We start from the raw sequence: 24,439 nt of genomic DNA on the forward strand, positions 1-24,439 counted from the left end.
CTCCCCAGTGCTTGTGGTGGTAAAGGGTTTTTGTGGGAACCGGGAAAGGGGGTTCCATCCTTGTGGGTGGGGGGAGGCGGAGGGGGAGGGGGGGCGGCGCGGGGGGGTCCCCCCGCCTTGGGGAACCGGCTTAGCCGGCCCGGTTCTTCGTGTGCTTGGGCAGGAAGAACATCAGGGCCCACATCAGGGCGAGGAGGCTGCCGACCCACCACAGCACGGTGATGAACGCGTCGCGGTTGAGTCCGGCGTCGGGCGAGCCGCCGGTGGCGGCGAAGAACACCAGGGCGGTCAGCGCGGTGCCGAGGGCGATGCCCAGGTGGATGGCGGTGTTGAACAGGCCCGAGGCGGCCCCTGCGTTGTCGTGGGGGACGCGGGCCAGCGACAGGTCGGCGAGCGGGCCGCTGACCATGCCGAGGCCGAAACCGATCAGTACTACCGGAGCGGTCATCGTCAGCAGAGTCAGGTCCCTCTGGGCTGTGGCGGCCTGGAGTCCGTAGGCGGCCATCGAAGCGGACGCGATGAGGGCTCCGGCCTGGGGAAGGCGGCGGGCGAAGCGCCCGCTGCTCTTCGCCGCGAGCGTCGCGCCGGCCAGCTCTCCGAGGGAGAGCAGCACGAAGGCCAGGGCCGCGTGGAAGGGGCTCATGCCCAGTCCGCGCTGGAGGTAGAGGGTCCAGGTCATGAAGAACAGCCCGCAGAGCAGGCCGTGCATCAGTTGCGCGGCCGTGCCGCCGGAGAACTGCCTGCCCCGGAAGAGGGACAGGGGCACGAGGGGTGCCTTGTTCTGCTCGCGCTGCTGGTGGCGCAGGAAGACGCCCAGCGCAAGGAGACCGGTGGCGAGCATGGCGAAGCACCACAGCGGCCAGTGATGGAGGTGCCCCTCACTGAGCGAGAAGACGATCAGGACAATGGCCAGGGCGGACAGCAGCATGCCGGTGAGGTCGAGCCGGTCGGCCTTCTGCACGGTCGACTCGGGGATGAACCGACGTCCCAGGAGGAGCACGGCGAGGCCGACGGGCACGTTGACCAGGAAGATCGGCCGCCAGGACAGCCCGAACAGGTCGGCCTCGGTGAGCAGGCCGCCCATCACCGGGCCCAGGACGTTGGCGAGGGAGAGGACCGCCCCGTAGAGACCGAACGCCTTGCTGCGGTTTTGTCCCTCGAAGGTGACGTGGAGGGTGGCCAGGACCTGCGGGATCATCAGGGCCACCGCGACGCCCTGGAGCATGCGGGCACCGACCAGCACGCCGGGCCCGGTGGCCAGACCGCACAGCAGCGAGGCCGCGGTGAACACGATGGTGCCGATGAGGAGGATCTTTCGCCGGCCGTAGAGATCGCCGAGGCGTCCGCCGGTGATCAGCCCGACGGCGACGGGCAGTGAATAGCCGGTGGTCAGCCATTGCACCGCGGCCGGTCCGGCGCCGGTCGACTCCTGGATCGCGGGCAGGGCGGTCAGGACGACCGACTGGTCGAGCATGTCCATCAGCTCGGCGCCCAGCAGCACCAAGAGGGCGATCCAGGCTCCCAAAGCCGTCCTCGACGGTCCGGGTGTGGGGCGGGTTGGGGGCTGGGTGGTGTGCTGCGGCTCGTTGTCGAGCGCGGGGGAAGGCACTGTGGGGCTCCTGATGCAAGGAGTCGGGGAGCCCTGCCGTCAGCCGCGCCGGGGGGACACACGAAACCCGGGGCAGTCGGCAGAGCTGCACCCGGAAAATGACAAGGGAAAGCGGGGGTGGGTGACGCAACTCAGGCCAGCGCGACGTCCGCCCCCGGACACGTTCAAACGATCAGAACGTGGGGAACTGCGGACGGCTACTTGGCCTGGGAGATAAGTCGTCACCTCGCATCACAGCGCCGGGCCCCGGAACGGGCACAGGCGGAACTCAAACAGGGTAAAGGCCCCTTCGGCGTCCAGGCAACGCGATAACTCACACACCCCGCGGCACCTGCCCCGCCCGGGCATGTTCGCCTGCCCATCGCAGATGACGAGATCATCGACCGCGCGGTAGCCATTCAGGCTCTTGCCGCCCGTGAGGTGCGGCTCCTGACGTGCGAAACCGGGCAGCACACCCGGGGGCGGGCGGCCGGGCTGAAGGTGACGAAGGTACCGGCGAAGGACCGAAGGTCCCCGCTACCTGTACCCGTGGTGGAAGGGGGTGAACGCGATCGTGTGCCAACAGGCTTTCCGGGACGCCGACAAGGCCTTCGCGAACTGGAAGAGCGCTTCACGGCGGGCGTCAGCCCAGTCGGATACCCGCGGCCCAAGCGGCGCGGTAGGTGCCGGGATTCGTTTCGGATGTTCAGTGTGCGGCTGGTGTCGGAGGACCTGCGGCACGTGCGGATCGGCGGGGAGCGTGACCCGCACGGGCAGCGATCCGGAGGAGCGACGAAGTCCGTGACCCTCGCGCGGGAGGGCCACCGGTGGTTCGTGTCGTTCAACGTTCGCCTGCCCGCTCCGCCGGCGGTGCGTGCGACGCAGCGGCAGCGGGAGGCGGGAATGGTGGGGGTGGACCTGGGAGTGGCAGTGTTCGCTGCGACGTCGGACCCGTTGGTCGTCTGCGACGACAAGGTCCAGGTGTTCGCGAACCCACGTCATCTGGACAACGCGCGGCGGCAGTTGCGCAAGTGGCAGCGGCGGATGTCCCGGCGTCACGCCAGGGGGTGCCGACTCACCAGCAGTCGCAGGGGTGGAAAGTGGCGCGGGACCAGGTCGCGCGCCTGCAGGGCCTGGTTGCTGCGCGTCGCTCTTCCACACAGCATCTGCTGACCAAGCGCCTGGTGACCCAGTACGCGCAGGTCGCGCTGGAGGATCTCCGGGTGCGGAACATGACCAGGTCCGCGCGTGGCAGTGTGGAAGAGCCGGGGCGGAACGTAGCGGCCAAGGCCGGGCTGAACCGTGCAATTCTCGACGTCGGCTTCGGGGAGATCCGCCGCCAGATCGAGTACAAGGCGCCCTGGCACGGCACCACCGTCTGCGTGGTGAACCCCGCGTACACCTCGCAGACCTGCAATCGGTGCGGCACACGGATGCCAAGAGCCGCCGCACCCGCAGTCTGTTCGTGTGCACCCGCTGTGGGCATGCGACGCACGCTGACACCGGCGCCGCCGTCAACATCAAGCGGCGCGCTCAGAGTGCCGCTCCCGAACCTGCCTGAGGAGGGCATCTCGATGGACGCCGGCCTCCAGCTGCTGCGGGTGATCTGCCTGTGCGGGTGCCGGGCGATGGACCGGACGATCGGGAATGGGAGTCGTTTGTCGACGACTTCGGGAGTCGCCTCGCGCGTAGTAGGCATGATCAATGTCCATGAGTTCGGGCGTCACTTGCAGCCCGGCGGACGTTGTCCGTGGCAGCGCCCAGCTGCCTCGCACGGCCCGCTGCCTGACTTTGGTCTGAACCCGGTCTTGGCGGGGTCAGCGGGCGAGGGAGACGGCGAACGGCTCAAAGCCGTGCCGGCGCAGGATGTGGGGCACGACCAGGATCATGGCCTCGGTGGCGCGGGCTGTGGTGATGTCGCCGAGGTTCTCGATCCATGCGGGCTGCCAGCCCAGGTCGCCGAGCAGGCCGGTGACGGTCGTCTTCGCGTGTTCGTTGTTGCCCGAGACATAGACGGTCGGTGGGGTGGCCAGGGTTTCGGGAGCGGTCATGACCATGAACAGCATGGTGTTGAGGGTCTTGACTACATGGGTGTCGGGGAGGGCGTCCTGGAGCTTCTCGGCGAGGCTGCTGCCGGGATAGCACAGGTCTCCGGGCAGGCCGTCGCCGGCGTCGCGGGTGGCGTTGGAGACGTCGATGAGGATCTTGCCAGCGAGTTCGGTTCGCAGGCTGGCCAGGCGGTCAAGGGCGCTGTCGCCGGGCGTCGCGTTGATCACGATGTCCGCGGTGCGGGCGGTGGTGCGCTGGTCGGCGAAGGAGACGCGGGGGCCTGTGCCTTGGGCAGCCGCTGCGGTCTCTTCCGTCGGGCTCCGGCGGCCGAGGATGACGTGGTGTCCGGCCTGGGAGAGCTTGCTGGCGAGGTTGGCGCCGACGCGGCCGGCGCCCAGGATGCCGATGCTGGTCATGAGGTGATTCTCCTTGCGCTATCGGGAAGAGGGAGGTGCCCGGTCAGGCGATCGGCGACAGGACCTTGAGGGCGGTGGCGTGGATGCCGGGGGCGGCGGCCAGGAAGTCGCTGCTGCCCGTGTTCCAGGGTTCGCCCGCCAGGTCTGTGACGGTGCCTCCGGCCTCGGAGACCAGCAGGGCGCCGGCGACCAGGCCGGAGCGGACGTCGGAGAACTGCCAGAACGCGTCCATGCGTCCGGCGGCGACGTGGATGAGCTGCATCGTGGCGGGAACGGACACACGCACGACCAGGCCGTTGATGAGCATGGCGGTAACGGAGTCACCGATCCGCCGGAAGGTGCGCTTGTCCTCGCCAGGCTTGGCCTGGCCAGTGCCGATGAGCGCGGCGCCCATATCGGTCTTGGTGGACACCTTCAGGGGGCGGTCGTTGAGGCGGGCACCTCCGCCGGCGACGGCGGTGTAGGTGTCGTCGGTGAGCGGAAGGTGGACGACGGTGAGTACCGGCTGGTTGTCGCGGACCAGGGTGGCGGTAACGGCCCAGTCCTCCATGCCGTGGACGTGGTTGATGTTGCCCTCGGCCGGGTCGACGACCCACCACTCCCCGGGCGGGAGCGCGCCGCCGGCCAGCTCGTCCTCGGCCCACTGCGATCCTCGCCGGGCCCGCAGCAGCGGTTCCCGCAGCACGTCCAGCACCGCGTCGTCGTTGGCGTGGATCTCTTCGACGACCTCGTCGAGGCTCACTCCTCGGGCGTGCGTGGTGTAGCGGTCGCTCAGGGTGAGGCCGGCGGCCTTCACCGCAGCGGTCACGTCGGACAGGAGCGTCGTGTGGGCGTCGAAAGGCATGGCTGTGCTCATGGCGGGCTTCCCTGGGTTCGGTCCTTGCGGGGCGGCTTGTGCCGCACCCGCCCTTCGACGTTAGGAGCCCTGATGGTTAACAACAAGTGCATGCTTTTCACTCATAGAGTTACTCTCATGCAACTGGATTTGAACCTGCTCACCGCCCTGGACGCCCTGCTGGAAGAGGGCAGTGTCGCCGGCGCGGCAGCACGCCTCCACGTCACCGCACCGGCGATGAGCCGCTCCCTGGGCCGCATCCGCAAGGCCACCGGTGACCAGATCCTGGTCCGCACCGGCCGCAGCATGGTCCCCACCACCCGCGCGCTGGCCATGCGCGCTCAGGTCCACGCTCTCGTGCAGCAGGCTCACCAACTTCTGTCCGCGCAGCAGGAACTCGACCTGGCGGCTCTGGAGCGGGTCTTCACCGTGCGCTGGCACGACGTCCTGACCGCTGCTTGCGGCACCGCCCTGATCACCGCCGTCCACCGCCAGGCCCCCGGCGTCCAGCTGCGCCTGCCTGCCGAACCCGGCACGGACACCCCCGAGCTGCGCCGAGGCGAGGTCGACCTCGAATCAAGCTCCAGTCGGCCGACGCTCCCCGACATCCGCCACCGCCTCGTCGGCAGGGATCGGTTGGTCGTCGCCGTACGCCCAGGCCACCCGCTCACCGAAGGCCCGCTGAGCCTCGAACGCTACGCGGCCGCCGAACACCTCACCGTCTCGCGGCGCGGACGCCTACACGACCAGATCGATGACGCTCTGACCACGCGCGGCAACGAACGGCGCGTCGTGGCCGCCGGGCCCACCGCCGCCTTCGCTCTGCAACTCGCGCTCGGCACCAACCTGGTCGTCACCCTTCCGGACGCGGCCACCCGCGCAGCCCGGGACCAACTCGGCCTGGTCACGCTGCCGCTGCCGCTCCAGTTGCCCGACGTCCCCCTGTACCTGCTGTGGCACCAGCGCTACGACGACGACCGCGCCCACACCTGGCTGCGCGAAACGGCCGCCGAAACCGTCCAGGCACTATTCGCACCACCGACCGCCTCTCAACAGCCCCTCACCAACCGGACCGGGCAGTAACGGATACGCCCCGGGGAAAGGCCCGCGGCAGCTGACTCCCGTACTCGTGAACACCGTCTAGTCGCCTGAGCGTGCGACGCCCAATGCCATGTCAAAAAGACGTCGCTACTCGCGTATAAAGCCACGGGTCATATCCCTGGAACACCGGCTCACCGTCCGGGAACGACAGCAGCCGCCGTTGCGCGCGCTCTCCCTCCGCGTCCAGCGGATGGCACTCAACGTCCGCCTGCTCCTGCGCCCCTCAAGCCCATGGAGTCATCGAGCGCAAGGTCGACACTGTCGAAGGCCACCGCTGAGGTCCTGTTGTGACCCATGGCAACGTCGCCGCCACTGGGGGCTCTTCATGCTCGGGTTGCCAAAATACGAGCCCAGAAAGTAGTTTCCACTTGGAAAGTTACTTTGCGTGAGGAGCGAGCGGATGGACGAGTACCGGGCAGGCATGGACGTTGTGGCTCGTCAGAACCAGGCCTCGGCTGCGCGGGTCCGGCTGGGCTGGTGGTTTCCGGTGTTGAGCGCGGCGTCCTGGACGCTTGCGATCAGCAGTGCGTTCCCGGCGGCCGGCTACCGTCGCTTGGGTATACCGGACCTGCCGTACGGCCAGGTCGGCGGTCTGCTGTTCTTGGCGTTGATCGTGGTGTTCTCCGTGCGGTCTGGAATGAACCGGCGAGATGTGACGCCGTTCACGATGTATCCGTCGTTGCGCCGGCGCTTCCCCGCCTTCGTCGTGGTGTGCCTGGGCAGTTTGGCGGCGGTGTTCGGGCTGGGCCGCCTGAACGCTTCGACGAGCGGCGCCGCATGGGCGGCCATCGTGGTCGCGGTGGTCTCAGGGAGCGTGATCGCGTTCCTAATGACCTGGATGGCTGCGGGAATCCGTGGGGACATCCTGACCGGGAGCCAGCGGCGGTGACGGACACGTCCGAGGGTCTGGACCCCGTGATCCATCAGCTGCCGAAGCTGTCGATCTGTGCGCTGCTGGCCGCAGGACCGCAGTGGGTAGAGTTCCGCACGGTCCGGGAGACGACGGGACTGAGCGACTCGATGGTCTCCAAGCACAGCCGCGCCTTGGAAGACACGGGCTACATCGAGATCCGCAAAGGTGGGATCGGACGGCGCCCACGCACCTGGTTCCGCATCACCCCGCTGGGCCAGGCCCGATACAGCCGACACGTCGCGGCACTGCAGCGGCTACTCCAGCGTGAAACTGACCAGGACACCAACCCGGACGCCTGACTACCCCGTACCTGAAAGTAGCGACGGGCGGAAGCCGTGCCTGCGCCCCAACCGTGCAGAGGCTGCCGGGCACCTCGAATTCTTGAGGTGCCCGGCGGCCTCTGATCGAGCAGCTACATGCCCAGGCAGGTGAGGACCTCGTTGCCGTAGTACAAGGACACAGCTGCCGCGCACGCAGGCCCCATGGCCGCGCAGGGCGCCCCGAGGATCCCCATCACCCAGCCGGGAATCGAGTCGTCATCGATGCATTTCTTAAGGTCGTCCCAGAAACCCGCCTGCTGGACGTGACCACCCGAGGTGAAACCCGCCTGCAGGACCTGACCCCCCGAGGTCGCCTTCGGCACAGGACCGGTCGCCGGGGACGACGCGCCGTCACCCGAGGCGCTCACGTGCTGCGTGAGGACGCCGTCCATCCAAGCCGTCCACACCCCAGAATTCGGCCCCGTGGGCTTGAACTGCGACTCGCCACTGCGCAGCGCACCGTCCTTGCCGATCTGCACCGTCAGGCCGCTCGCGGCAAGCAGTCCCCCACCTTGGATGGGGATCGCCAGGGTAGTACCGTCCGGCCCGACGGCTGCGCGAGCACGCTCGATCGCCAGGTGCGCGCCCTCGGGCAAGTGGGTCGCCAACTTGCCGGAGGCTATCTGGTTTTTCACCCGTGCCACAGCGTCGGCCTTGACCTTTGCGGGGGCCGCTGCATGGTCCTTGCGGAACTGCTGCAACGCGTCCTTGAAGTTCCGCGCCGCTGTGTCGTTCGCAGCCACCTGGACCGTCGCAGCCGATCGCCCCGCGACTGCAGGCGCCGGCCCGGTGCGCGTCGGAGCATTCGCACTGGCGGCACTCCCGACGGTAAGCACCATCGTCATCGCTACGCCCGCAGCGACCGTCGAGAACCCCGAGGCGACCACTGCAGCGACCGTCGGAACACTCCACTTTATTTTACGCATCTTCTCCACTACTACCTATTTCCACATGGCTACTTGCTTGGGCGATCAAGCTAGATGTGGCATAGGAATGGGCAAAGCTCTATAAACAGGTCTACGCCATCTTTCGCCCCGTTTAGCCCAGGCATCCTCACGCAGACGGGCCTGTGCATCGCTGAGGTGAGGAGCGTCACGCTCTCCCACCCCTACAACTCCTGTCGGTAACAACTCGGCCGCCATGCCGACGTACTTGGGGTTCACAGCCCACCGGCGATGCTGTCGCAGCCCGACCGGGTAACCGCACGAGTCGCCCAGACCCGTCCTATCCCAGCTCTTGGCTTAAAAATATGACTCAGACGCAGAATCACGACTCAGTGGTATAGGCCGGGCGGCGACGGCGGGAGGCCGCGGTGCATGCCGCAGCCCAGGAAGAGCTCGCCCGAGCTCAGCGGCTCATCACCGAACTGCGTCACGGCCTCACCAGGAACGCCGAGGCTCACCAACAGGACCTCACCGACCGCGACACGAAACTGGCCGAGTACCGGGACGAACTGACCACCCTGCGGGACCGCCTGGCCTCGCTGGAACTGGGCCAGGCCGATCGCAACGCTGCGGATGCCGCCGTCAGCGAAGCCATTGCCACTGTCGACCAGGCCCACGCACTGCTGAGCCCGATCCCGACCGGCTTGCCAGCAAAGCTCGTGAGAAGGAGGTGATCGCACAGCGTCGAGCCGCCGACGGTAGACCGCCGGCGCTCCGGCGGGTTCTGCGTACTGTTGCCGCCACCTGGAGCGACGAGGACATCGACTGGCTCGTCTTCGCGCTGTGCTACACGTCCATGGACAACGACTGGGGGCCGACTCTGGTTCGCCGCTTGGCCCGCCAGGCTCGCGTGCGCTATATGGGTGGAACCTGACATCGGCCGACTGGTGCGCGGGCCCGGCTACGGGACCAGGATGTGGTGCCTATTGCGAGGCATTTGGATAGTCACCCTCGTGAGCTGGCCAGATATTTTCTTCAAGCCCCTGAAGGAGCCGACCGGGAGCCGGTGACTCAGCAGACGGGGTGACCGCAGGATGACCGTATGGACCGTCTGCGTATCAAACATCTGTGTTGGGCTGCACAGAAGATTTCAGCTCGTCGGCGGGTCCGCACGCTGAACGGCTACCAGGTCAACTCACAGAGGATCGCGTGTGGGTGCGAGGGAAAACGTGCTCGCGGTTGTCGTCACTGCACTCGCCATTCCCTCTTGAAGCCGGGACGCCGCGATGGCCCCGGCCTTCACGCCGTCCTGGAACGACCAGGCGTCGGCGAGGTGCATCGGACCGTTGCCGATCAGGCTCCGCATGCCGTGGACGGTCAGGCTGAAGCGCACCGTGCCGTACACGAGCCGGTCTATCCGCTCGCCGGGGCCGTGGTCGGTCACCTCGATACGCAGGCCGGTTCGCGAGCGCGACGATCCCGGCGTGCCACCGGAGCCGTTTGACCGGCTCCCAGCGCTCGTGGAAGGCCGGGCTGTGGCTGCCGTTCTCGTTCCTTGCCACGTCCATCTAGGCTTCTGTTCGGGGGCGAAGGCGCCAGTCGTTCGGGTACCGGTCGCGGTTCTCGGGTCGGATGGGCATCGGTCACCGCTCCCGACGACCCTCGCCACCAACTGCCCAGGACGGCCGCACATGACCACCACATGGGATCACCTGCCGGACCTCATCGAGACCTGCGGCGGCTACCTCGTCTGGAACGTCTCCGAACTGCTCGCCCTCGCCGACGCCGGTGCGGCCGGCGCCCGGGTCGTCGAACGCATCGAGCAGCAGCTGAAGGAACACAACATCGGCCACCTCCCGCCCTCCATCCCGCGCAACAGGACCCGTCGCGTCCTGCTCTACAGCCAGAACCGCCCCGGCCTCGGCCTCGTACTGCACCTCGCCCGCGAACTCGCTGGCGGCGACCAAACCACTGCCGACCAGGCCGACAGTCACGTCACTGCCCTGGGAATGCTGCTGGCCCACTACGCAGGGGACAGGCCATAGCCCACCCGGGCACTCCTACCCGGTGGCGCCCTCACGGCCGGGTGGCCGGGGACAACGAGCCTGGTGGTGGCCCGTGCCGCAGCCGGCCGCTGTTCACCGGTTCCGCCGCACTTGCGGGCAGCCTCACGCACCCAGAGAGTCGATGAGGTGATCATCGAGGCTGGCAACCCATTCCTCCCTGCGCCAGGGACGCAGCTCGTGTCGGGCACGTCGCAGCCGGATCGTGGCCACCCGTCCGCCGGTCGCGGAAGCTGCGTCCACACGGTCATGGAGCAGAGCAGCGGCAGACTGCGGGTCCCCGAGACGTAGCCGTGCCAGTGCCTGGTCGGAGGTGACGATCGCTCTTTGGATCCGTTCGCGTGGTGAAGCTGCACCGCGCCGGCCGCTGCACGGCGCCAGCCATCTGCTGCTGGAGGCTCCGGCCGCGCGCGGCCGCGGGGACCAGGAGATGACCGTTGAGGCGACGACCAGCCCCGACGGCGCAGGAGCGGGCGGGTGTTGCCGCGTGGAGGCCGCACGCTCAGGCCATGAGAACGGCGTCGGGCTGCTTACCCTCACAGCGCCGCCTGGTGGTGCGGAGGCGTCCGCACCACCGTCATTACGCGGCCCAGAGCGGGCGAGTTTCGACGGTTGACCAGCGGGGGCCCGTCTCAGGGTCGAGCGCCCAGATGTACTGATCCTCCCGGGTACGTGTCATGCCGAAGTCGTACAGCGTCGGTGCGTCGTCGGCTACCCATCCGTGCCAGGCCGCATCCAGCTCGGCTGCCAGGCGGCGCGGGCAGCCCTGCCGGGATACGGCCAGCCCCCGTCCTCGGCGGACTCGATCGTCGCCCAGGAGGTGTGGCCGTCGTGCAGCCAGACGGTGGTCGTTGCGTTGCCGGCCGCGGCGCGGACGCGGATGTCGGGGGCGATCACGCACACAGGGCGAAGAGCAGACTGGCATCCTGGTGCAGCTGTTGCACGTCCCACGCGAACGGTCGCGGTCCGCGCGTGGCCGGTCGGCGAGGCGGTTCTCACCGGTCTTGAGAAAGTTTGTACAGCTCTGCGAACAATCCGGACGCATCCAGGAGGGAGTCGAAGGTCCCCGCCTCCACGATCCGGCCGCGGTCGAGGACGATGATGCGGTCCGCGATGCGAGCGTTCTCCAGGTTGTGGGTGACGAAGACAGCGGCTTTGCCCTCGGCGAGCTGCTTGAAGCGGCGGATCACCAGGTGCTCGGCCCGGCTGTCCATCGCGGAGGTGGGCTCATCGAGCATCAGCATGGCGGTATCGCGGTGGAAGGCGCGGGCGACTGCGATCCTCTGCCATTGCCCGCCGGAAAGGTCGGTGCCGCCCCAGTTGGAGCTCGCGACCAAGGTGTCGAGCCCGAACGGAGCCTTGGCGATGACGCTGTCCGCGCCGGCCGCGCGGGCCGCTTCCAGCACCGCTGCGTCGTCAGTGGCACGGGGCTGGCCGAGGTGGATGTTGGCGCGCAGGTCCATGGGCCAGCGGGTGTAGTCCTGCGGCACCAGCCCGACCCGGGCCCACACGCCCTCCGGGTCGGCCTCGGCGAGGTCGGTCCCGTCCCAGGTGACCGAGCCCGAGCTGGGCAGGTACAGCCCGGTGAGGAGGCGGGAGAGCGTGGTCTTGCCGGAGCCGTTCTCGCCCACGAGCGCGATCAGTTCGCCCTGGCGCAGGGTGAGGCTGACCCCCTCGACTGCTGGGGAGTCGGCTCCGGGGTAGACGTACGTGACGTCCCTCGCCTCGATCTCGGCGGGTGCGCCGGCCGGGAGCGCCTTGGTGCCGCGCTCGGCGCGCAGGGCCTTGGCGCGGCGCAGGAAGCTCTGCCAGTCCTCCAGGTACAGCGAGGTGCGGAAGGTTCGGGCCGCGGCCATCACCAGCGAGGTCAGCGCCCCGGTGGAGGTGCGTACCGCGACCACGGCGGTCGCGGCGACGGCGAGGTCCATCCGCCCGGTGGCGGCGAGCCAGCCCAGCGCGGCCCACGTCGTGGCGAGCATCAGCCCGCTGAGGGTGGAGCCGATCAGGGTCACCCGCAGCACGCGCGGGGCCGCCGCCCGGTGGGTGGCTTTGATCCGGTCGGTGATCTGGCGGTACCAGGTGTGAAGGAAGCTGGCCATGGTGGCGGCGCGGACCTCGGCGGCGGTGCGGCGGTCGGTGGAGTAGTACCGCAGCAGGTAGCGCAGGTGGTTGTCCGAGACGTTCTGGAAGTCGGCCCGGTGCTGGATACGGGCAGTGGTCACCGCGGCGGCGCCCTTGGGCACGACGGCCAGGAGAAGCAGGGGCAGCAGCATCGGGTGCAGCACCGTAAGCACCGAGGCCGCCGCGACGAGCTGGGCGAGCGCGGAGACCATGGCCTGGGCGTCGCCGATCAAGTCCTCGGTCGCCTCGGCGCCCTTGCCGGCGGCTTGCAGGCGGTCGGTGAAGCCGGGCCGGTCGTAGGCCTCCAGCTCGACCTGGGGGGCGACGATGAGGATCTGGAGATCGGCCTCGGTGGCGACCTCAGGCGCGAGGCGGGTGGCGGCGTAGACGGCGAGGGCGTCCGCCCCGGCCCGCACCGCGGCCGCCACGGCGGCGACGACGAGCGCGGGGGCGGCGGCCGTGACCCGCTCCGCGACGTTGCCGCCGCCGAAGAGGTGGTTCATCGCCCCGGGCAGAGCCGCGAGGGCGACGGCCGCGGAGGCGGCGACAACGAGCTGGCACAGGCCCAGCCACAGCATCGCCGGCCGGTCGGCGGCCCAGCCAAGACGTACGGCGGCGGCAAGCGTGCGTGGGAGGCGGGCGGCGATGCGCCACCAGGTGGCAGTGGCGATGTCCTCGGCATGCGGGTCAGGGCGGTATCCGACCTGCTGCGTTGATGCAGTGGGGGCTTTCGGGGCGGGTGAGGAGTCGGTCACCCGCCCCATCCTCGCGGGGGCGCCGGAGCGGACGGGGCCGATTGCGCCGAAGTCGCCCACCTGGTGGAGATGCCGTCTACAGGGCCCGTAGGCCCAGTTCGATGGCGCTGATCAGGAACAGGCCCATGCGGTACGGCGCCGCGTCGGTGGGGCTGAGGCAGGCCCGCTCGACGGTCTCGGCGAGCGCCGCGGCATCGAGGTAGCCCTGCTCGATGAGGTGGAGTTCCTTGCCCCAGCCGCGAAGCAATCCGGTGGCGTACTCGTGCACCGCACGGTCCATCAGATGTCCGAAGTTCTCCCGTAGCGGTGGGTTCACCACCTCGTCGGGCAGGCCGCGGGCGGCGAGTCGCCCGCGCAGCAGCCGCTTGTCCGCCTTCCACGCCACTGGCAGACGCTGGCCGAAGCGGACGGTCTCCTGGTCGGTGAACGGGGCGACGGCCCACAGCCCGCGCCGCGCGAGGAGCGGCGTGGCGACTTCCAGAGCGACCAGCGCGGTCTCCGGCGCCACGGTGGCCGGGGAGATCCCGGCATCCACCTCGCCCAGCAGGTCGCGGACCCGCTCGCCGCACCAGGCCGGCGCGCTCGGCGTCCGTACGGGCCCGCGCTCAAGGCGGCGGACGCGGGCGACTTCGTCGCCGCCGAACCCGGCCACCACCGTGTGGATGCCCCGGGCGCGCAGGGCCTGCGCGAGCGCGTCAGCCGACTCCAGGTGTGGCTCGTCCAGCGGGCTGATCGCCTCTGCCCGCGCCCGGCGCAGGCCGCCCGCGGACAGCGCCAGGTGGTGGGCGGCCCGTACGGTGCAGTCGGCGGCGAATCCGGTCTGCTCGATGACGCTGCGGCGCCGGTCCTCCCGCTGGGGCCCGGCCTGCCCGCCGATGAGCATCGCGCAGGGGGTGATCGCCCCCGGATGGGCGAGGGCGAGGGAGATGGCGAGGTTGGTGGAGTCCATGCCGCCGGACAGCTGGGCGGCGGTCTGCCCCGGCACCACCGGCCGCTTGGTGAAGACGTGGGCGGTCAGGTCCTCGAACGCCTCCACCAACGCGCGCTCGTCGGCGCCTTCGGCCAGCTCGGAGGGCTGGGCGTGCTCGGCCGCGGCCGGGTAGACCATGCGCAGGCCCTCGGCGTCCGCGTACGCGGTGGAGCGTTCTGACAGCCGCTTGACGGTGCTGAACAGCGTGTCGTGGCCGTAGCGGGAAAAGCCGCTCAGCAGTCGCATCACCTCCCGCTCGTCCAGCCGGTCCGGGCCGAGGTGGTCGCGCAGGTCCATCAGCTGCCACGAGCCGGCCAGGCGCCCGCCGTCGTACGCGAGGTACAGCGGGCACACCCCGCCCAGCCCGGTCTGGAGCCGGAGCCCGTGCGGGCCCGCCTCGATCCAGATGCTCTGCAGAGGCCAGTCCTGGCACTCCTTCAGCATGCGGCCATACACCGCGGCGTCGCCCCGGGCGGGCGACAGCGAGCGCAGCAGCGAGGGGCGGCCAGCGGCCTTCTCCCGGACGACCAGCAACGTGCGGGTGCCATCGCTGGCCGCCCGTGCCTCAAGCGCCGGGTGGTCCAGCGGTCGGATGAGGTCACCGCCCCGGCCCCAGCCCTCGTCCACTCCGCGCCATTCCCACGGACCCGAACTACCGGTGCGCAGGTCGACTAAGCACGTCCACATCCCTCTTCATCCCTTCTCGGCGGTGACACGCGGCGGGGCCCGCGCGGCTTCGGCCAGACGCGGGCCCCGGTGACGCTGGTGGTGCTTTACGGGCGGTGTCGGATCAGTCCTCGAACCGGCCCTGGTCCGAGGTGTCCGGCGGCGCCTTCTCCTCGAAGCGGGCGGTGTCACCCGGCGCGGCGGTGATCTCCGGCCCTGCGAACACCGACTCCCACGGCCGTTTGTTGACCTCCATCGCGAACCCCTCTCACTGGTCAATCCCGGTGGACGGTGTGTCACCGGGCTTGCTCAATCAGTGAACCTGGCAGGGCAGTTGAGGGGTTCCGTGTCGAGCGCGTGGAGCCGTATATCGGGTATACGAGGCAGGACCCCATGACCCAGCGCACGCCGAACCACCAGCTCAAAACGCTGATCGAGGCATCCGGGCTGTCGTACGACGGCATCGCCCGGGCCGTACGCGCCATCGCGTTGGAGAGCGGCCAGCACCTGGGCACGAACCAGTCGGCCGTCCACCACTGGACGCTCGGCGCTGAACCGTCCGGGGCGACGCCCGGGTACCTGGCCGAAGCGCTCGCCCGCCGCCTCGGCCGTCGGATCACCCGCGAAGACCTCGGACTCGGTTCCCCGGAGGGCGGTGAGGATGAAAGCATCGGACTGACGCTGGACGTTGATCCCATCGTGACGCTCACAGCCATCGGGGAGGCCGATGTGAACCGCCGCCGATTTCTGGCCGCCTCCGCCTACTCCATGGCCGCCGCGACCCTGCCGCTGCAGACCGTCGAGGAAGCCGCCGCCCGCACCCGCACCATCAGCGGCGGCGCGGTCGCCGGGCACGCCGACGTCGCCGCCGTACGCGACATGGTCAAGCTCTTCATGGACATGGACGAACGCCACGGCGGGCAGCACGGCCGCTCGGCCTTCGTGCAGTACCTCATCACCGACGTCGCCGGGCTGTGCCGGGGCCGGTTCGCCAGCGACGAAGTCCGCGCCGAGGCGCTCTCCGTCGCCTCGGCAGCAGCCCACCTATGCGGCTGGAAGGCCTACGACAGCGGGGAGCAGGGGCTCGCCCAGCGGTACTACCTCCAGTCGCTCGCGCTCGCACGAGCCTCAGGCGTCCCCGGGCAGGACGGATTCGTGATGCGCACGATGTCGCAGCAGGGCATGAAGCTGCACCGGCCCGAGCGCTGCCTGGCACTGGCCGAGACCGGATGGAACCGCGCCAAGGGCCGCGTCGATCAACACATCGAGGCGCTGTTCGCCATCACCCACGCACACGCGTTGGCCAAGACAGGACAATCCCAGCGGGCTCTGGCGGACGTCGACCGCGCCCAAGCTGCCCTGGGCGCCGGCTCCCGGGCCGGGCAGGAAGTGCCGTTCTGGGCACTGGTGTGGGGCCCGCCGGCGGCCACCGTGCATTCCCGAACGGCGAAGGTGTTCGAGACCCTCGGCGACCGACACAACGCCGCACGGCAGTACGCGACCGCAGCGGCGAGCCGGCCCGGGACGACGTACGCGCGGATCATCGCCCTCGACCTGGTCGCCCAAGCCGAGCAGCAGGCCAAGCAGGGCAGCATCGAGCAGGCGTGCACCACCTGGGGCCGAGCCATCACCACCATGGCCGGAGTGAAGTCCGCCCGCACCCTGAAGGCCGTGCGCTCCCTGCGCTCGGACCTGCGGCCGTACCGGGCCCGCGGTGTCCGGTGCGTTGCCGAACTCGACGAACGAGCCCGCGCCTTCCTCTCCCACCACGGTTGACCACGCCCCGGATTCCTACGGTCAGCCCGACTGATCTCCGGGGCCGAAAGACCGATCCGTGACAGCTACCAGGCAGGCCTCAGGACACGAAACCCACGATGCCGAAGCTGGGGCGCGCCGCCGCGTGGCGGAGCCAGCCGGTGACGTCCATGACGGCTTCGACCACCTCGGGCTCCTGCGGCGGGGCGGCGCCCTCCCGCTTGGTCTGCTCGAACTGCTCCAGCGCCTCCAGGCACTGCTCGTGCGTCCACTCACCGCACCGCGGCAGGTCATAGTGCGGGACAGCATCGGGCATGCCGCCGTAGTAGCCGAACTCGACCACCGAGACCGCGGTGATTCGCAGCGCTCGCAGCCCCTCGTCGACGACCTCCAGCAAGTCGCCACGGAACGGGCAGAAGCAGGAGTTGTCGAGGAAGGACCCGGTCAGAGAGCGCAGGCGCTTGTAGGCGTGGCCGTACTGGAAGGCGTACTGCCCGTCGGCCGGGAATGGACCGCCGTGCACCACAGCGTGCAGTGCCTCGTAAGCGGTGGGGGCACCGCGCTGTATCTCAGAGGAGAACCAGCTGTCGTCCGAGGCCAGGTCGTCGCTGAAGCTATCGCGGATGACCTGGAGCAAGCGCGGTGGTGGAGGGATGTTTATGCCGCAGTGGTGCAGCGCATGGGGTTCACGTGGAACCTGCGCCGGCTGATGGCGGAGCGGGACATGTACCAGACCACAGACCTGGTCCCGCTCTTGGCCGACTACGGTGTCCACCTCTCCCGCGAGCAGGTGAATCGCCTGGTGGCTCAGCCCCCGCAGCGTCTGTCGATGGACGTCCTGGCCGCCCTGTGCGGCATCCTCGACGTCACCCCGGCCGACCTGATCGCGGTCACCGAGGTCCGCGCCCAGGTCGCCAAGCCGACGGCGAACGGCGAGAACGCGAGTGCGGCGAAGGCACCGCCGGCGCGGCGGGTACGCGTTGCGGCGCCCGGGCGAGCAGTGACCGGCCCTGGCCCGGCGAGGTCGGCATGGACCGAGCTCGTGCAGCGGATCACCCGGTACCTTCCCGAGCTGCCTCCGGAGGAGGCCGACCGGCTCGTGGCCGAGCTGACGCCGTCGGCCCGCAGCCGTCCCAGCTCCAGGCGCAGGGCGGTGAGGTTCGGGGCGGGCGGGAAGATCGTCACCTTCCCATCCGACGGTGCAGACCTCTGCCCTATTTCCGCAGGTGGTGGCAGTGCGAGGGAGGGCAGAGGTCTGCACTACCGTTCCGCCCGCCCCTCCCCCACCACGACATGGAGACCCGATCGACCTCGATGCGGACGAGATGGAAAGGCTTGTGGCCATGAGGCTGTGCGCGACCGGACGAGCAGTGCGGCGCACCTGGACAGTCGAGCTGCGACCGCAGTGCGGCGGCCCTGTGATGGCCTGCCCGCACTGCCCTCCGGCCAGTCGGCCAGTGACGCTGGGGACAGCAGCGGTGCGGCCTACTGTGGTGGGCCATCTGGCCGGCCACGCCCGGCGCGACGCTCTGCTGGCGCATCTGCGCACCTGCCGGTGCCACGAGCGAGGCTGTCAGTGGCATCCCCGGCACCGCGGATGCTCGGGCCCCATCGCACTGGTGCCGGTCGCAGCTTCTGCATCGGGGCGCCCCGGGGTCGTGGCACAGCTCATCGATGGCACCGTCCTTGCTCAGGTTCCCGGCCGCCGAGATCGCGCCCGCGCCGCCGATTGGGCGCTTCGGCTGGCCGCGCACCCTGCATTGCGCGGAGTGGCAGCCCCCAGTCGTCTGGTCGCGCTGGCGCTGACTGCGCGTCTCTCCCCCAGCGATGTCTGCGGCCTGCTTGAAGCCGACCGGTTGGCGCACGTGCGCGCGATGGCGCCTGGCACCTTGACCGCGGCACTCGACGGTCTCATTGCCGTTGGCATTGCGGCGTCATGGTCGTATGACCCGGCGACAGAAGACATCACGTGGACCCTCGGCCGTTGCCAAGAAGTCCACAACGGCACATGACCGGTAGGTGGTCGCGGCATTCCTCGTGGCGCTTTGACGTGTGGTCAGGTGCCGCCGCCTGTCGCAACGTGACAGTTCACCGCGCCAGTCGTTGACTCACGGACGGGGCAAGTCCTGTGACTTTCCGTCGAGTTGGCCCTCTTCCTCGCTGCGCCAAAGCGGCCTCCTGGAGGGCGAGAGCCCCCACTCCAGAAGCGCTGGACAAGCCCGAACCGGTGATCGAGATAACGCGATGGCCAGTCGCATCATTTGATGATCTATGAGAGTTGTCGGGAATGGTTACGCCATAGGACCGTATCCCTTATTGTAACTCTGCGTACTCCTGGCGTTACGGGAGTGCTGGGGGTTGTGATCCAAGGTCCTGACTTCGCCTGACGAAGCAGTGTGTGATCGGGGGTGTCATGGCGAGCTTTGTCGATGACGGGATGCCGTCAGCTCGCGAGGAGTGGCCACAGGGGACTCTTGAAGGGCTGGAGCAGTTCAGTCAGGGCGATGTTGTACCGAGCCCCTCTTTCGTCTACTTCGGCTCGCCGGGTGCGCCGCTGGTCCAGACGTCGAAGCGATACGGACAGTCCCTCTCTGCGGACATGCCCATGATGGTGGACCCTGCTGACGCGACACCGTGGGCGATGATCACTTCCGCAACGTGCGACATCGCCGAGCCTGATGTCGCCAGGCCCAAGAAGCCGTTTGTCCAGGTAGCGCCCGTGGTGAATCTGGACTACCTGGATGGCGGGCAGCGTGGGCACATCATCAACGGGAACATGGTGCACTTTGTGCATCTCCCAGCGCTGCATCTGCACTCCCCCGGCTTCTGGGTGGCCGACCTGCGTTTCGACCAGCCGGTGGAGAAGAGCTGGCTTGCCCGACAGAGCCCCGTGCGAGGCTTCGGCAGCGAAGCCGAACAGGAGGTTGTGGGTGAGGCACTCTCCTGGCTGAGGCGGCGGCCGGCTATGGGAAGCGCGTTCATCGAGCATGTACAGCAGCCCGTAAACGATGCCCTGGACAGCCTGCGTCGGAGCGACAAGGCGCTGTGGAAGACGGTTGACCGCGAGATCGCAGAGTGGGCCGTTGACAGTGACAGTCGCCTTGCGCCGACCCGCGTAGAGATCGTCCTCCTTTCCGGCGCAGATGACCCAAGTGATGAGTGCGTGCGGTGGTGGCGGGAGACGGTGGACTGCCTCAGGGCCTCGGCAGGGAGGGCACTGATCATCGCAGGTCCTGAGTTCAAACGACTGAACGAGATCACCGTGACGGAGTACCGGGACCTGACCGTGCTGGGGAAGCCGCATCGAAGCCTGAGCAAAGGGTAGCTGCGCGCCTTCAAAGAGTCACCAAAGTGTCCTGTTTTGTGTTGACAGGAAGAGACCCCCGCGAGACAGTGAGGAGTGCAAGTTCGTGAAAGTTGCCGCTGCAAGCCAGGGGAGAGCTCGCTTCGGGGAGCGAGGTGGAGATGTGACAGGCTGGCTCACCGGCACTCCGCACGACCGCCCTCTCAAGCGACCGCCCGTGGGGCTGGTTGTCTGCCAGATCCGGCATGAGACGGAATATGCAGCAAGCTCCATTGAGCGTGCCGTCAGCGTCAGGGATGCCCTGGGTTGGCAGGCCCCTCTCAGTGAACATGTCATTCAGGGTATAAATGTCCAGGTCGACCAGCACGTCAGCGTGCGTCCCAATACGGACCCCTTGGCCCGAGGCTGGCGGATGCAGAACGGCGCCTGGCTGGTCACGCTGCAAAACGATCACTTCGCGATCGAGACCACGGAGTACCCGGGGTGGGAGGAGTTCTCCACCACACTGGGCCGGCTTGTTAAGGCCGTAGAGAAGGTCATCTCACCGCGGGTGGAAAACCGAGTAGGCCTGCGCTTCGTCAATCAGTTCTCGCATCCCGATGTCCGCTCTCCACTCGACTGGAGACGCTTCATCGGTGAGGAGATCTTCCAGGAGAAGCTCTACAGCTCGGTGGGCCCGTCGATCAGCGCAGCGATGCAGGTTATGGAGATCCAGCCCAGTCCCGAACAGAGCCTGGTCGTCAGGCATGGCTTCCAGAAGGACGAGAGCACAGGCCGGTTGACGTACATCCTGGACAACGACTGCTCACGCCAGGGAGCACGCCCGTTCGGGTCTGCATCGATCATGGAAACAGCGGAGGAACTTCACATCTCAGCACTTCGCGCCTTCGAAAAAGGGACCACGGAGGCCCTGCGCGACTTCTACTCCTAGGGGGAACGATGGGAGACGCCACGGTGGCACTTGAGGCATTCTCCGGAATCGACCAGACGCCGGTCGGCAGACCGCTTCTGGAAGGGACCACACCAGGCAGCCTGCAGCCGGCAGCAGAGGCTGCGGCCCAAGTGACCGAGAACCTCACCAGTGTTCTGGAGGCTCAGGCTCGCTCCGGCTGGCTCATGGCCTATCTGGACATGTGCCGACGAACAGTCACCAGAAGCGAAAGCCTGATGCAGCTGCTGGCGCCACGCCCGCTTCGCGCATGGACCACCACAGTGCACGAGGAGACAACGCTTCTTCCGGCACTCGAGCTGTCTTCCTGCGCAGCTCCCGTGCCCGCAACCGTCGCCGTAGCGCCGACCGAATCAGCTGTCGAAGAGACCCCCTTGCCGCAAGACCGGGCCACACGAGCCATCAAAGCAGTCAACGACATCGCAGGATGGCTCGGAGTCAGCGAGGCCGAAGCCGCACAACTGGCGGGCGGCTACCGCAGATCCTTGTACAACTGGAAGAACGGCATTCAGCCCTACGACGGCCCCACCTTGGATCTCTTCGAAACACACGCCTTCGTCGCCTCACTCGTCAGCGCGCTCGGAAGGGCAGAGGCACGCGAGTGGCTTGAGGCCAAGCAGGCAGGCGCCCTGCGCAGAAGCATGCTCAAGGATGCCGAAGGCCGCCGGAAGCTCTCCAAGCTCGCCAAACCGCTCCTCTACCCCTCCCCCGCCCCAGCACCCCGGTGGGAACCGATCGAGGGTCTGCATCCCACTCCGCCTCCCACTGCTGACACCGAAGAGCGTGAGGCCCAACGACGCCCCGTGCACATCATTGCCCCACCACCACCAGCCGGGGCCGAGAAGCAATAGGGATTGCTTCTTCGGTCTCGGTGATGCTGGAGGCTGCTAGGCCGTTTCTTGGGGATCATCTGATCGTTGGTTGATGTGTGTCGTTGACTGATGCCCAGTGGGCTCGGATCGAGCTGTTGCTGCCGGACCGGACGCCGAAGCGGGGTGGGCGGTGGCGTGATCATCGGCAGGTGATCGACGCGATCGCGTTCAAGTACCGCACGGGGACGCCGTGGATGGACCTGCCCGAACACTTCGGGTCGTGGAAGGGCGTCCACAATCGGCTGCGGACCTGGGCCGTCGACGGCACATGGGAGAAGGTCTTCACCGCCCTGCTCGCCCAGGCGGACGTCGAGGGCGACCTGGAGTGGGTGGTGGCGGTCGACTCCACGATCGTGCGTGCACACCAGCACGCCGCCGGGGCCCGTCAAAAGGGGCCCCGGCCGGCGAGCCGGCCGACCATGCCCTCAGCCGCTCCCGCGGCGGACTGACCACGAAGATCCACCTCGCCGCCGACAACCGCTGCCGGCCGCTGGCGTTCGTCCTCACACCGGGACAGGCCGGTGACGCACCCGCATTCGAGCAGGTCATGGCACGGATCCGGGTGCCCCGACCGGTCGGCAGACCGCGGACGACGCCCGCAATGCTCCTCGCGGACAAGGCGTATTCATCCCGGGCAATCCGCCACCACCTGCGGCGCCGTGGGATCCGCGCGGTGATCCCACAGCCCGCCGACCAGGCCGCGAACCGCAAGCGACTCGGCCGTCTCGGCGGCCGCCCGCCGGCCTTCGACCGCGAGGCCTCCAGACAGCGGAACACCGTCGAGCGGTGCATCAACAAACTCAAGCAATGGCGCGGCCTGGCCACCCGCTACGACAAGACCGCCACCATCTACCTCGCCGGACTCCACCTCGCAGCCATCTTCATCTGGTCAGCAAGGTGATCCGAAAGAAACGCCCTAGGTGTGCTTTCCCGGGACGTTGGTGACAGGCGACATGCCTGTCAGGGTGTTTGAACGAGGTGAGGGCCTTCTGGCTCGGTGGGGATTGCGACATCTACCGCCGAGTGCAGGAGGCCCTCGTGATCCACCGTAACGCCCCGCTGACGCCGACGGGCAGGCTGCGGCTTGCCCGGTGCGTCGTCGATGACGGCTGGCCGTTGCGTCGAGCCGCGGAACGGTTCCAGGTCAGTCACACGACGGCCGCACGCTGGGCCGGCCGCTACCAACGGCACGGGCACGCGGGGATGCAGGACCGCTCAAGCAGGCCCCACCATCAGCCGCACCGCACGTCGACAGCTGTGGAGGACAAGGTCGTCCGCATGCGAAGCGAGCACCGGATCGGCCCGCTGCGGCTGGCCGTCCGCGCCGGTGTCGCAGCGTCCACCGCCCACCGGATCCTCACCCGGCACGGCCTGCCGCCGCTGGCCGCCTGCGACCGGGCCACCGGCGAACCCGTCCGCCGCTACGAACGCGCCCGCCCCGGCGAACTGATCCACATCGACGTCAAGAAACTCGGCCGCATCCCCGACGGCGGCGGCCACAAAGCCCTCGGCCGGGCAGCCGGACGCAAAAACCGCAACGGAGCCGGGCTCGCCTACCTCCACACCGCCCTGGACGACCACACCAGACTCGCCTACCCCGAAGACCTCCCCGACGAAAAGGCAGACACCTGCGCCGGCTTCCTGACGCAGGCCACGGCATGGTTCGCCGCCCGGGGGATCACCGTCGAACGGGTCTTGACCGACAACACCTGGGCCTACAGCAAGAACACCTGGCGCCAGACCTGCCGCGACCTGGGCATCAGCCCGCGATGGACCCGGCCCTGGCGACCCCAGACCAACGGCAAGGTCGAACGCTTCCACCGCACCCTGACCGACGAATGGGCCTACCAACAGCCCTACACCTCAGACGCCCAACGACAAGCAGCGTTTCCCAACTGGCTGGACTGGTACAACTACCACCGACCCCACACCGGAATCAGCGGCCACACCCCCGCCAGCCGCGTCACCAACCTGTCCGGTCAACACACCTAGGCCGGCTGTGGATCCTCGGAGAACTGCTGGAGAGAGATTACGAGGGCCCCAGCGCGCTGGAGCACTTCGCAGCGCGGCCCACGTGGTGGACACGGTTCTTCGGCCTCTGGTGATTCGCCCACCCAGAGAACCCCGGCGCCGACCCGTGCGCGCCAGCGGGGGCCCAGGGCTGGACCTCGACAAGATCCGAAAGAGACGGCATAGACCGCAGGCCGGGTTGGGACTCATCGAACGATGCGGATGTTTGGCAGCGGAGACGCCTCTTCGCCTTCCGCGGTGAGAATTTCTCGCGCCAACTGCCGGGCGCGTCCCCACCCGGCGTCGGTGGACAATGCCTCCCCTGTCCACCGATCCACGTCGGTGTCCTGGGACATCTCGCTGAAAACCTCATCGATCATCTGCAGCAAGGGCAACACATCACGACTGAGCTGACCCTCATCGACCAGTCGCCCAGCGAGGCGGAAGGCATCATCGAAGCCCAAGGCGATCTCGTCCGGCGGCACGTCGAATTTGTCCAGCCAAGCCACCTGATCCGAAGCAGGCGCCGCGACCACGACGACCGCCTCGATCAGCATGCGACGACGCGCTGAAAGACCAGGACTTTCCACAAAGTCATCGTGCCACGACTCCGCTCGAGCCGAGCGAACAGCCTGTCATCTCGCTGAGCACGTTCGTCCGTACTTCACTGAGCACATTCTCGAGTACGCCGACAGGTGGGGCATTGGGAACTCGGGGGCGGCAGGCGGCCGTCCCCGAGCGTGTTGGTGCCGTCAGGGTTGCTGCGCTGGCGGCAAGGAGAGGTAGAGGCGAGTGCCTTGCGGTCGGTAGCCGGCGCGCTCGTAGACGCGGCGGGATCCTTCCCCGGAGTACTCCAGCCAGACTGATC

23 protein-coding genes and 3 pseudogenes are annotated in these 24,439 nt (G+C 68.4%); 14 read left to right on the plus strand and 12 right to left on the minus strand.

Annotated elements, in window-relative coordinates:
* Positions 1 to 130: 130 nt before the first annotated feature.
* Positions 131 to 1,609 (minus strand): MFS transporter, encoded by a 1,479-nt coding sequence (locus ACZ5XZ_RS35215; RefSeq protein ID WP_468985805.1) that lies wholly within the window; start codon positions 1,607 to 1,609, stop codon positions 131 to 133.
* A 1,046-nt stretch (positions 1,610 to 2,655) separates the two neighbouring features.
* Here ACZ5XZ_RS35215 and ACZ5XZ_RS35220 point away from each other — a divergent pair.
* Positions 2,656 to 3,045: pseudogene (locus ACZ5XZ_RS35220) on the plus strand (RNA-guided endonuclease InsQ/TnpB family protein); the annotation flags it as partial.
* A gap of 360 nt (positions 3,046 to 3,405) precedes the next feature.
* Here the strand turns inward: ACZ5XZ_RS35220 and ACZ5XZ_RS35225 are convergent.
* Both ACZ5XZ_RS35225 and ACZ5XZ_RS35230 read right to left on the minus strand, forming a co-directional pair.
* Positions 3,406 to 4,053, minus strand: coding sequence for an NADPH-dependent F420 reductase (locus ACZ5XZ_RS35225; protein ID WP_468985808.1), 648 nt, complete (start codon positions 4,051 to 4,053; stop codon positions 3,406 to 3,408).
* 43 nt (positions 4,054 to 4,096) lie between these two features.
* Entirely contained in the window at positions 4,097 to 4,909 is an 813-nt protein-coding gene (locus ACZ5XZ_RS35230) for an inositol monophosphatase family protein (protein ID WP_468985811.1), read from the minus strand.
* Between the two features lie 117 nt (positions 4,910 to 5,026).
* On the opposite strand from ACZ5XZ_RS35230, the gene ACZ5XZ_RS35235 reads away from it, so the two are divergent.
* From ACZ5XZ_RS35235 to ACZ5XZ_RS35245, 3 genes are all read left to right on the plus strand, one after another.
* The gene (locus ACZ5XZ_RS35235) at positions 5,027 to 5,971 is read left to right on the plus strand and encodes a LysR family transcriptional regulator (RefSeq protein WP_468985814.1); all 945 of its coding nucleotides are present in this window, start codon (positions 5,027 to 5,029) and stop codon (positions 5,969 to 5,971) included.
* Between the two features lie 418 nt (positions 5,972 to 6,389).
* Positions 6,390 to 6,878: a hypothetical protein gene (locus ACZ5XZ_RS35240; RefSeq protein ID WP_468985816.1), complete on the plus strand. Its 489-nt coding sequence runs from the start codon at positions 6,390 to 6,392 to the stop codon at positions 6,876 to 6,878.
* Positions 6,875 to 7,201: a winged helix-turn-helix domain-containing protein gene (locus ACZ5XZ_RS35245; RefSeq protein WP_468985819.1), complete on the plus strand. Its 327-nt coding sequence runs from the start codon at positions 6,875 to 6,877 to the stop codon at positions 7,199 to 7,201. Before ACZ5XZ_RS35240 ends, ACZ5XZ_RS35245 begins: the two co-directional genes overlap by 4 nt.
* A gap of 113 nt (positions 7,202 to 7,314) precedes the next feature.
* Here the strand turns inward: ACZ5XZ_RS35245 and ACZ5XZ_RS35250 are convergent, their stop codons facing one another.
* Positions 7,315 to 8,157, minus strand: a complete 843-nt coding sequence (locus ACZ5XZ_RS35250) for a hypothetical protein (protein WP_468985822.1) — start codon at positions 8,155 to 8,157, stop codon at positions 7,315 to 7,317.
* Between the two features lie 377 nt (positions 8,158 to 8,534).
* Between ACZ5XZ_RS35250 and ACZ5XZ_RS35255 the strand changes: the two genes are divergently transcribed.
* A complete protein-coding gene (locus ACZ5XZ_RS35255) occupies positions 8,535 to 8,840 on the plus strand; it encodes a hypothetical protein (protein ID WP_468985824.1) in 306 nt (101 codons plus the stop codon).
* 461 nt (positions 8,841 to 9,301) lie between these two features.
* On the opposite strand, the gene ACZ5XZ_RS35260 is transcribed toward ACZ5XZ_RS35255, so the two are convergent.
* Positions 9,302 to 9,550, minus strand: a complete 249-nt coding sequence (locus ACZ5XZ_RS35260; RefSeq protein WP_468985827.1) for a hypothetical protein — start codon at positions 9,548 to 9,550, stop codon at positions 9,302 to 9,304.
* A gap of 247 nt (positions 9,551 to 9,797) precedes the next feature.
* Between ACZ5XZ_RS35260 and ACZ5XZ_RS35265 the strand changes: the two genes are divergently transcribed.
* Positions 9,798 to 10,151: a hypothetical protein gene (locus tag ACZ5XZ_RS35265; protein WP_468985830.1), complete on the plus strand. Its 354-nt coding sequence runs from the start codon at positions 9,798 to 9,800 to the stop codon at positions 10,149 to 10,151.
* A 729-nt stretch (positions 10,152 to 10,880) separates the two neighbouring features.
* Here the strand turns inward: ACZ5XZ_RS35265 and ACZ5XZ_RS35270 are convergent.
* The 4 genes from ACZ5XZ_RS35270 to ACZ5XZ_RS35285 all read right to left on the minus strand — a co-directional run bounded on the left by ACZ5XZ_RS35270 (position 10,881) and on the right by ACZ5XZ_RS35285 (position 14,937).
* Positions 10,881 to 11,066, minus strand: coding sequence for a hypothetical protein (locus tag ACZ5XZ_RS35270; RefSeq protein WP_468985831.1), 186 nt, complete (start codon positions 11,064 to 11,066; stop codon positions 10,881 to 10,883).
* Between the two features lie 98 nt (positions 11,067 to 11,164).
* A complete protein-coding gene (locus ACZ5XZ_RS35275) occupies positions 11,165 to 13,045 on the minus strand; it encodes an ATP-binding cassette domain-containing protein (protein WP_468985833.1) in 1,881 nt (626 codons plus the stop codon).
* A 76-nt stretch (positions 13,046 to 13,121) separates the two neighbouring features.
* Positions 13,122 to 14,642 (minus strand): asparagine synthase-related protein, encoded by a 1,521-nt coding sequence (locus ACZ5XZ_RS35280; protein WP_468985835.1) that lies wholly within the window; start codon positions 14,640 to 14,642, stop codon positions 13,122 to 13,124.
* Between the two features lie 163 nt (positions 14,643 to 14,805).
* Positions 14,806 to 14,937: a hypothetical protein gene (locus ACZ5XZ_RS35285; protein WP_468985838.1), complete on the minus strand. Its 132-nt coding sequence runs from the start codon at positions 14,935 to 14,937 to the stop codon at positions 14,806 to 14,808.
* A gap of 137 nt (positions 14,938 to 15,074) precedes the next feature.
* Between ACZ5XZ_RS35285 and ACZ5XZ_RS35290 the strand changes: the two genes are divergently transcribed.
* Positions 15,075 to 16,457, plus strand: a complete 1,383-nt coding sequence (locus ACZ5XZ_RS35290) for a hypothetical protein (RefSeq protein WP_468985839.1) — start codon at positions 15,075 to 15,077, stop codon at positions 16,455 to 16,457.
* A gap of 79 nt (positions 16,458 to 16,536) precedes the next feature.
* On the opposite strand, the gene ACZ5XZ_RS35295 is transcribed toward ACZ5XZ_RS35290, so the two are convergent.
* On the minus strand, positions 16,537 to 17,073 hold the full coding sequence (locus tag ACZ5XZ_RS35295; RefSeq protein WP_468985842.1) for a DUF7691 family protein: 537 nt from the start codon (positions 17,071 to 17,073) through the stop codon (positions 16,537 to 16,539).
* A gap of 30 nt (positions 17,074 to 17,103) precedes the next feature.
* Between ACZ5XZ_RS35295 and ACZ5XZ_RS35300 the strand changes: the two are divergent.
* The 7 genes and pseudogenes from ACZ5XZ_RS35300 to ACZ5XZ_RS35330 form a co-directional block, all read left to right on the plus strand.
* Positions 17,104 to 17,430: pseudogene (locus ACZ5XZ_RS35300) on the plus strand (helix-turn-helix domain-containing protein); the annotation flags it as partial.
* 664 nt (positions 17,431 to 18,094) lie between these two features.
* Positions 18,095 to 18,448, plus strand: coding sequence for a hypothetical protein (locus ACZ5XZ_RS35305; protein ID WP_468985864.1), 354 nt, complete (start codon positions 18,095 to 18,097; stop codon positions 18,446 to 18,448).
* 401 nt (positions 18,449 to 18,849) lie between these two features.
* Positions 18,850 to 19,761 carry a hypothetical protein gene (locus ACZ5XZ_RS35310; protein WP_468985843.1) on the plus strand — a complete coding sequence of 304 codons (912 nt, stop codon included), beginning with the start codon at positions 18,850 to 18,852 and terminating at the stop codon, positions 19,759 to 19,761.
* A gap of 142 nt (positions 19,762 to 19,903) precedes the next feature.
* The gene (locus ACZ5XZ_RS35315; RefSeq protein ID WP_468985846.1) at positions 19,904 to 20,671 is read left to right on the plus strand and encodes a TIGR04255 family protein; all 768 of its coding nucleotides are present in this window, start codon (positions 19,904 to 19,906) and stop codon (positions 20,669 to 20,671) included.
* Between the two features lie 8 nt (positions 20,672 to 20,679).
* Positions 20,680 to 21,540, plus strand: coding sequence for a hypothetical protein (locus ACZ5XZ_RS35320; RefSeq protein WP_468985848.1), 861 nt, complete (start codon positions 20,680 to 20,682; stop codon positions 21,538 to 21,540).
* Between the two features lie 77 nt (positions 21,541 to 21,617).
* Positions 21,618 to 22,462, plus strand: a protein-coding gene (locus tag ACZ5XZ_RS35325; RefSeq protein WP_468985850.1) for an IS5 family transposase whose coding sequence is annotated in 2 segments (ribosomal slippage) — positions 21,618 to 21,948 and positions 21,948 to 22,462 — 846 coding nt in all. Because the reading frame shifts where the segments join, the coding sequence is not laid out codon by codon here.
* A 137-nt stretch (positions 22,463 to 22,599) separates the two neighbouring features.
* A complete protein-coding gene (locus ACZ5XZ_RS35330) occupies positions 22,600 to 23,553 on the plus strand; it encodes an IS481 family transposase (protein ID WP_468985852.1) in 954 nt (317 codons plus the stop codon).
* A gap of 224 nt (positions 23,554 to 23,777) precedes the next feature.
* Here the strand turns inward: ACZ5XZ_RS35330 and ACZ5XZ_RS35335 are convergent, their stop codons facing one another.
* Together ACZ5XZ_RS35335 and ACZ5XZ_RS35340 are read right to left on the minus strand one after the other, a co-directional pair.
* Positions 23,778 to 24,128, minus strand: a complete 351-nt coding sequence (locus tag ACZ5XZ_RS35335) for a hypothetical protein (RefSeq protein WP_468985854.1) — start codon at positions 24,126 to 24,128, stop codon at positions 23,778 to 23,780.
* Positions 24,129 to 24,323: 195 nt separating this feature from the next.
* A pseudogene (locus ACZ5XZ_RS35340) lies at positions 24,324 to 24,439 on the minus strand (GNAT family N-acetyltransferase); the annotation flags it as partial.

This window comes from Streptomyces sp. NPDC033270 (assembly GCF_055576575.1).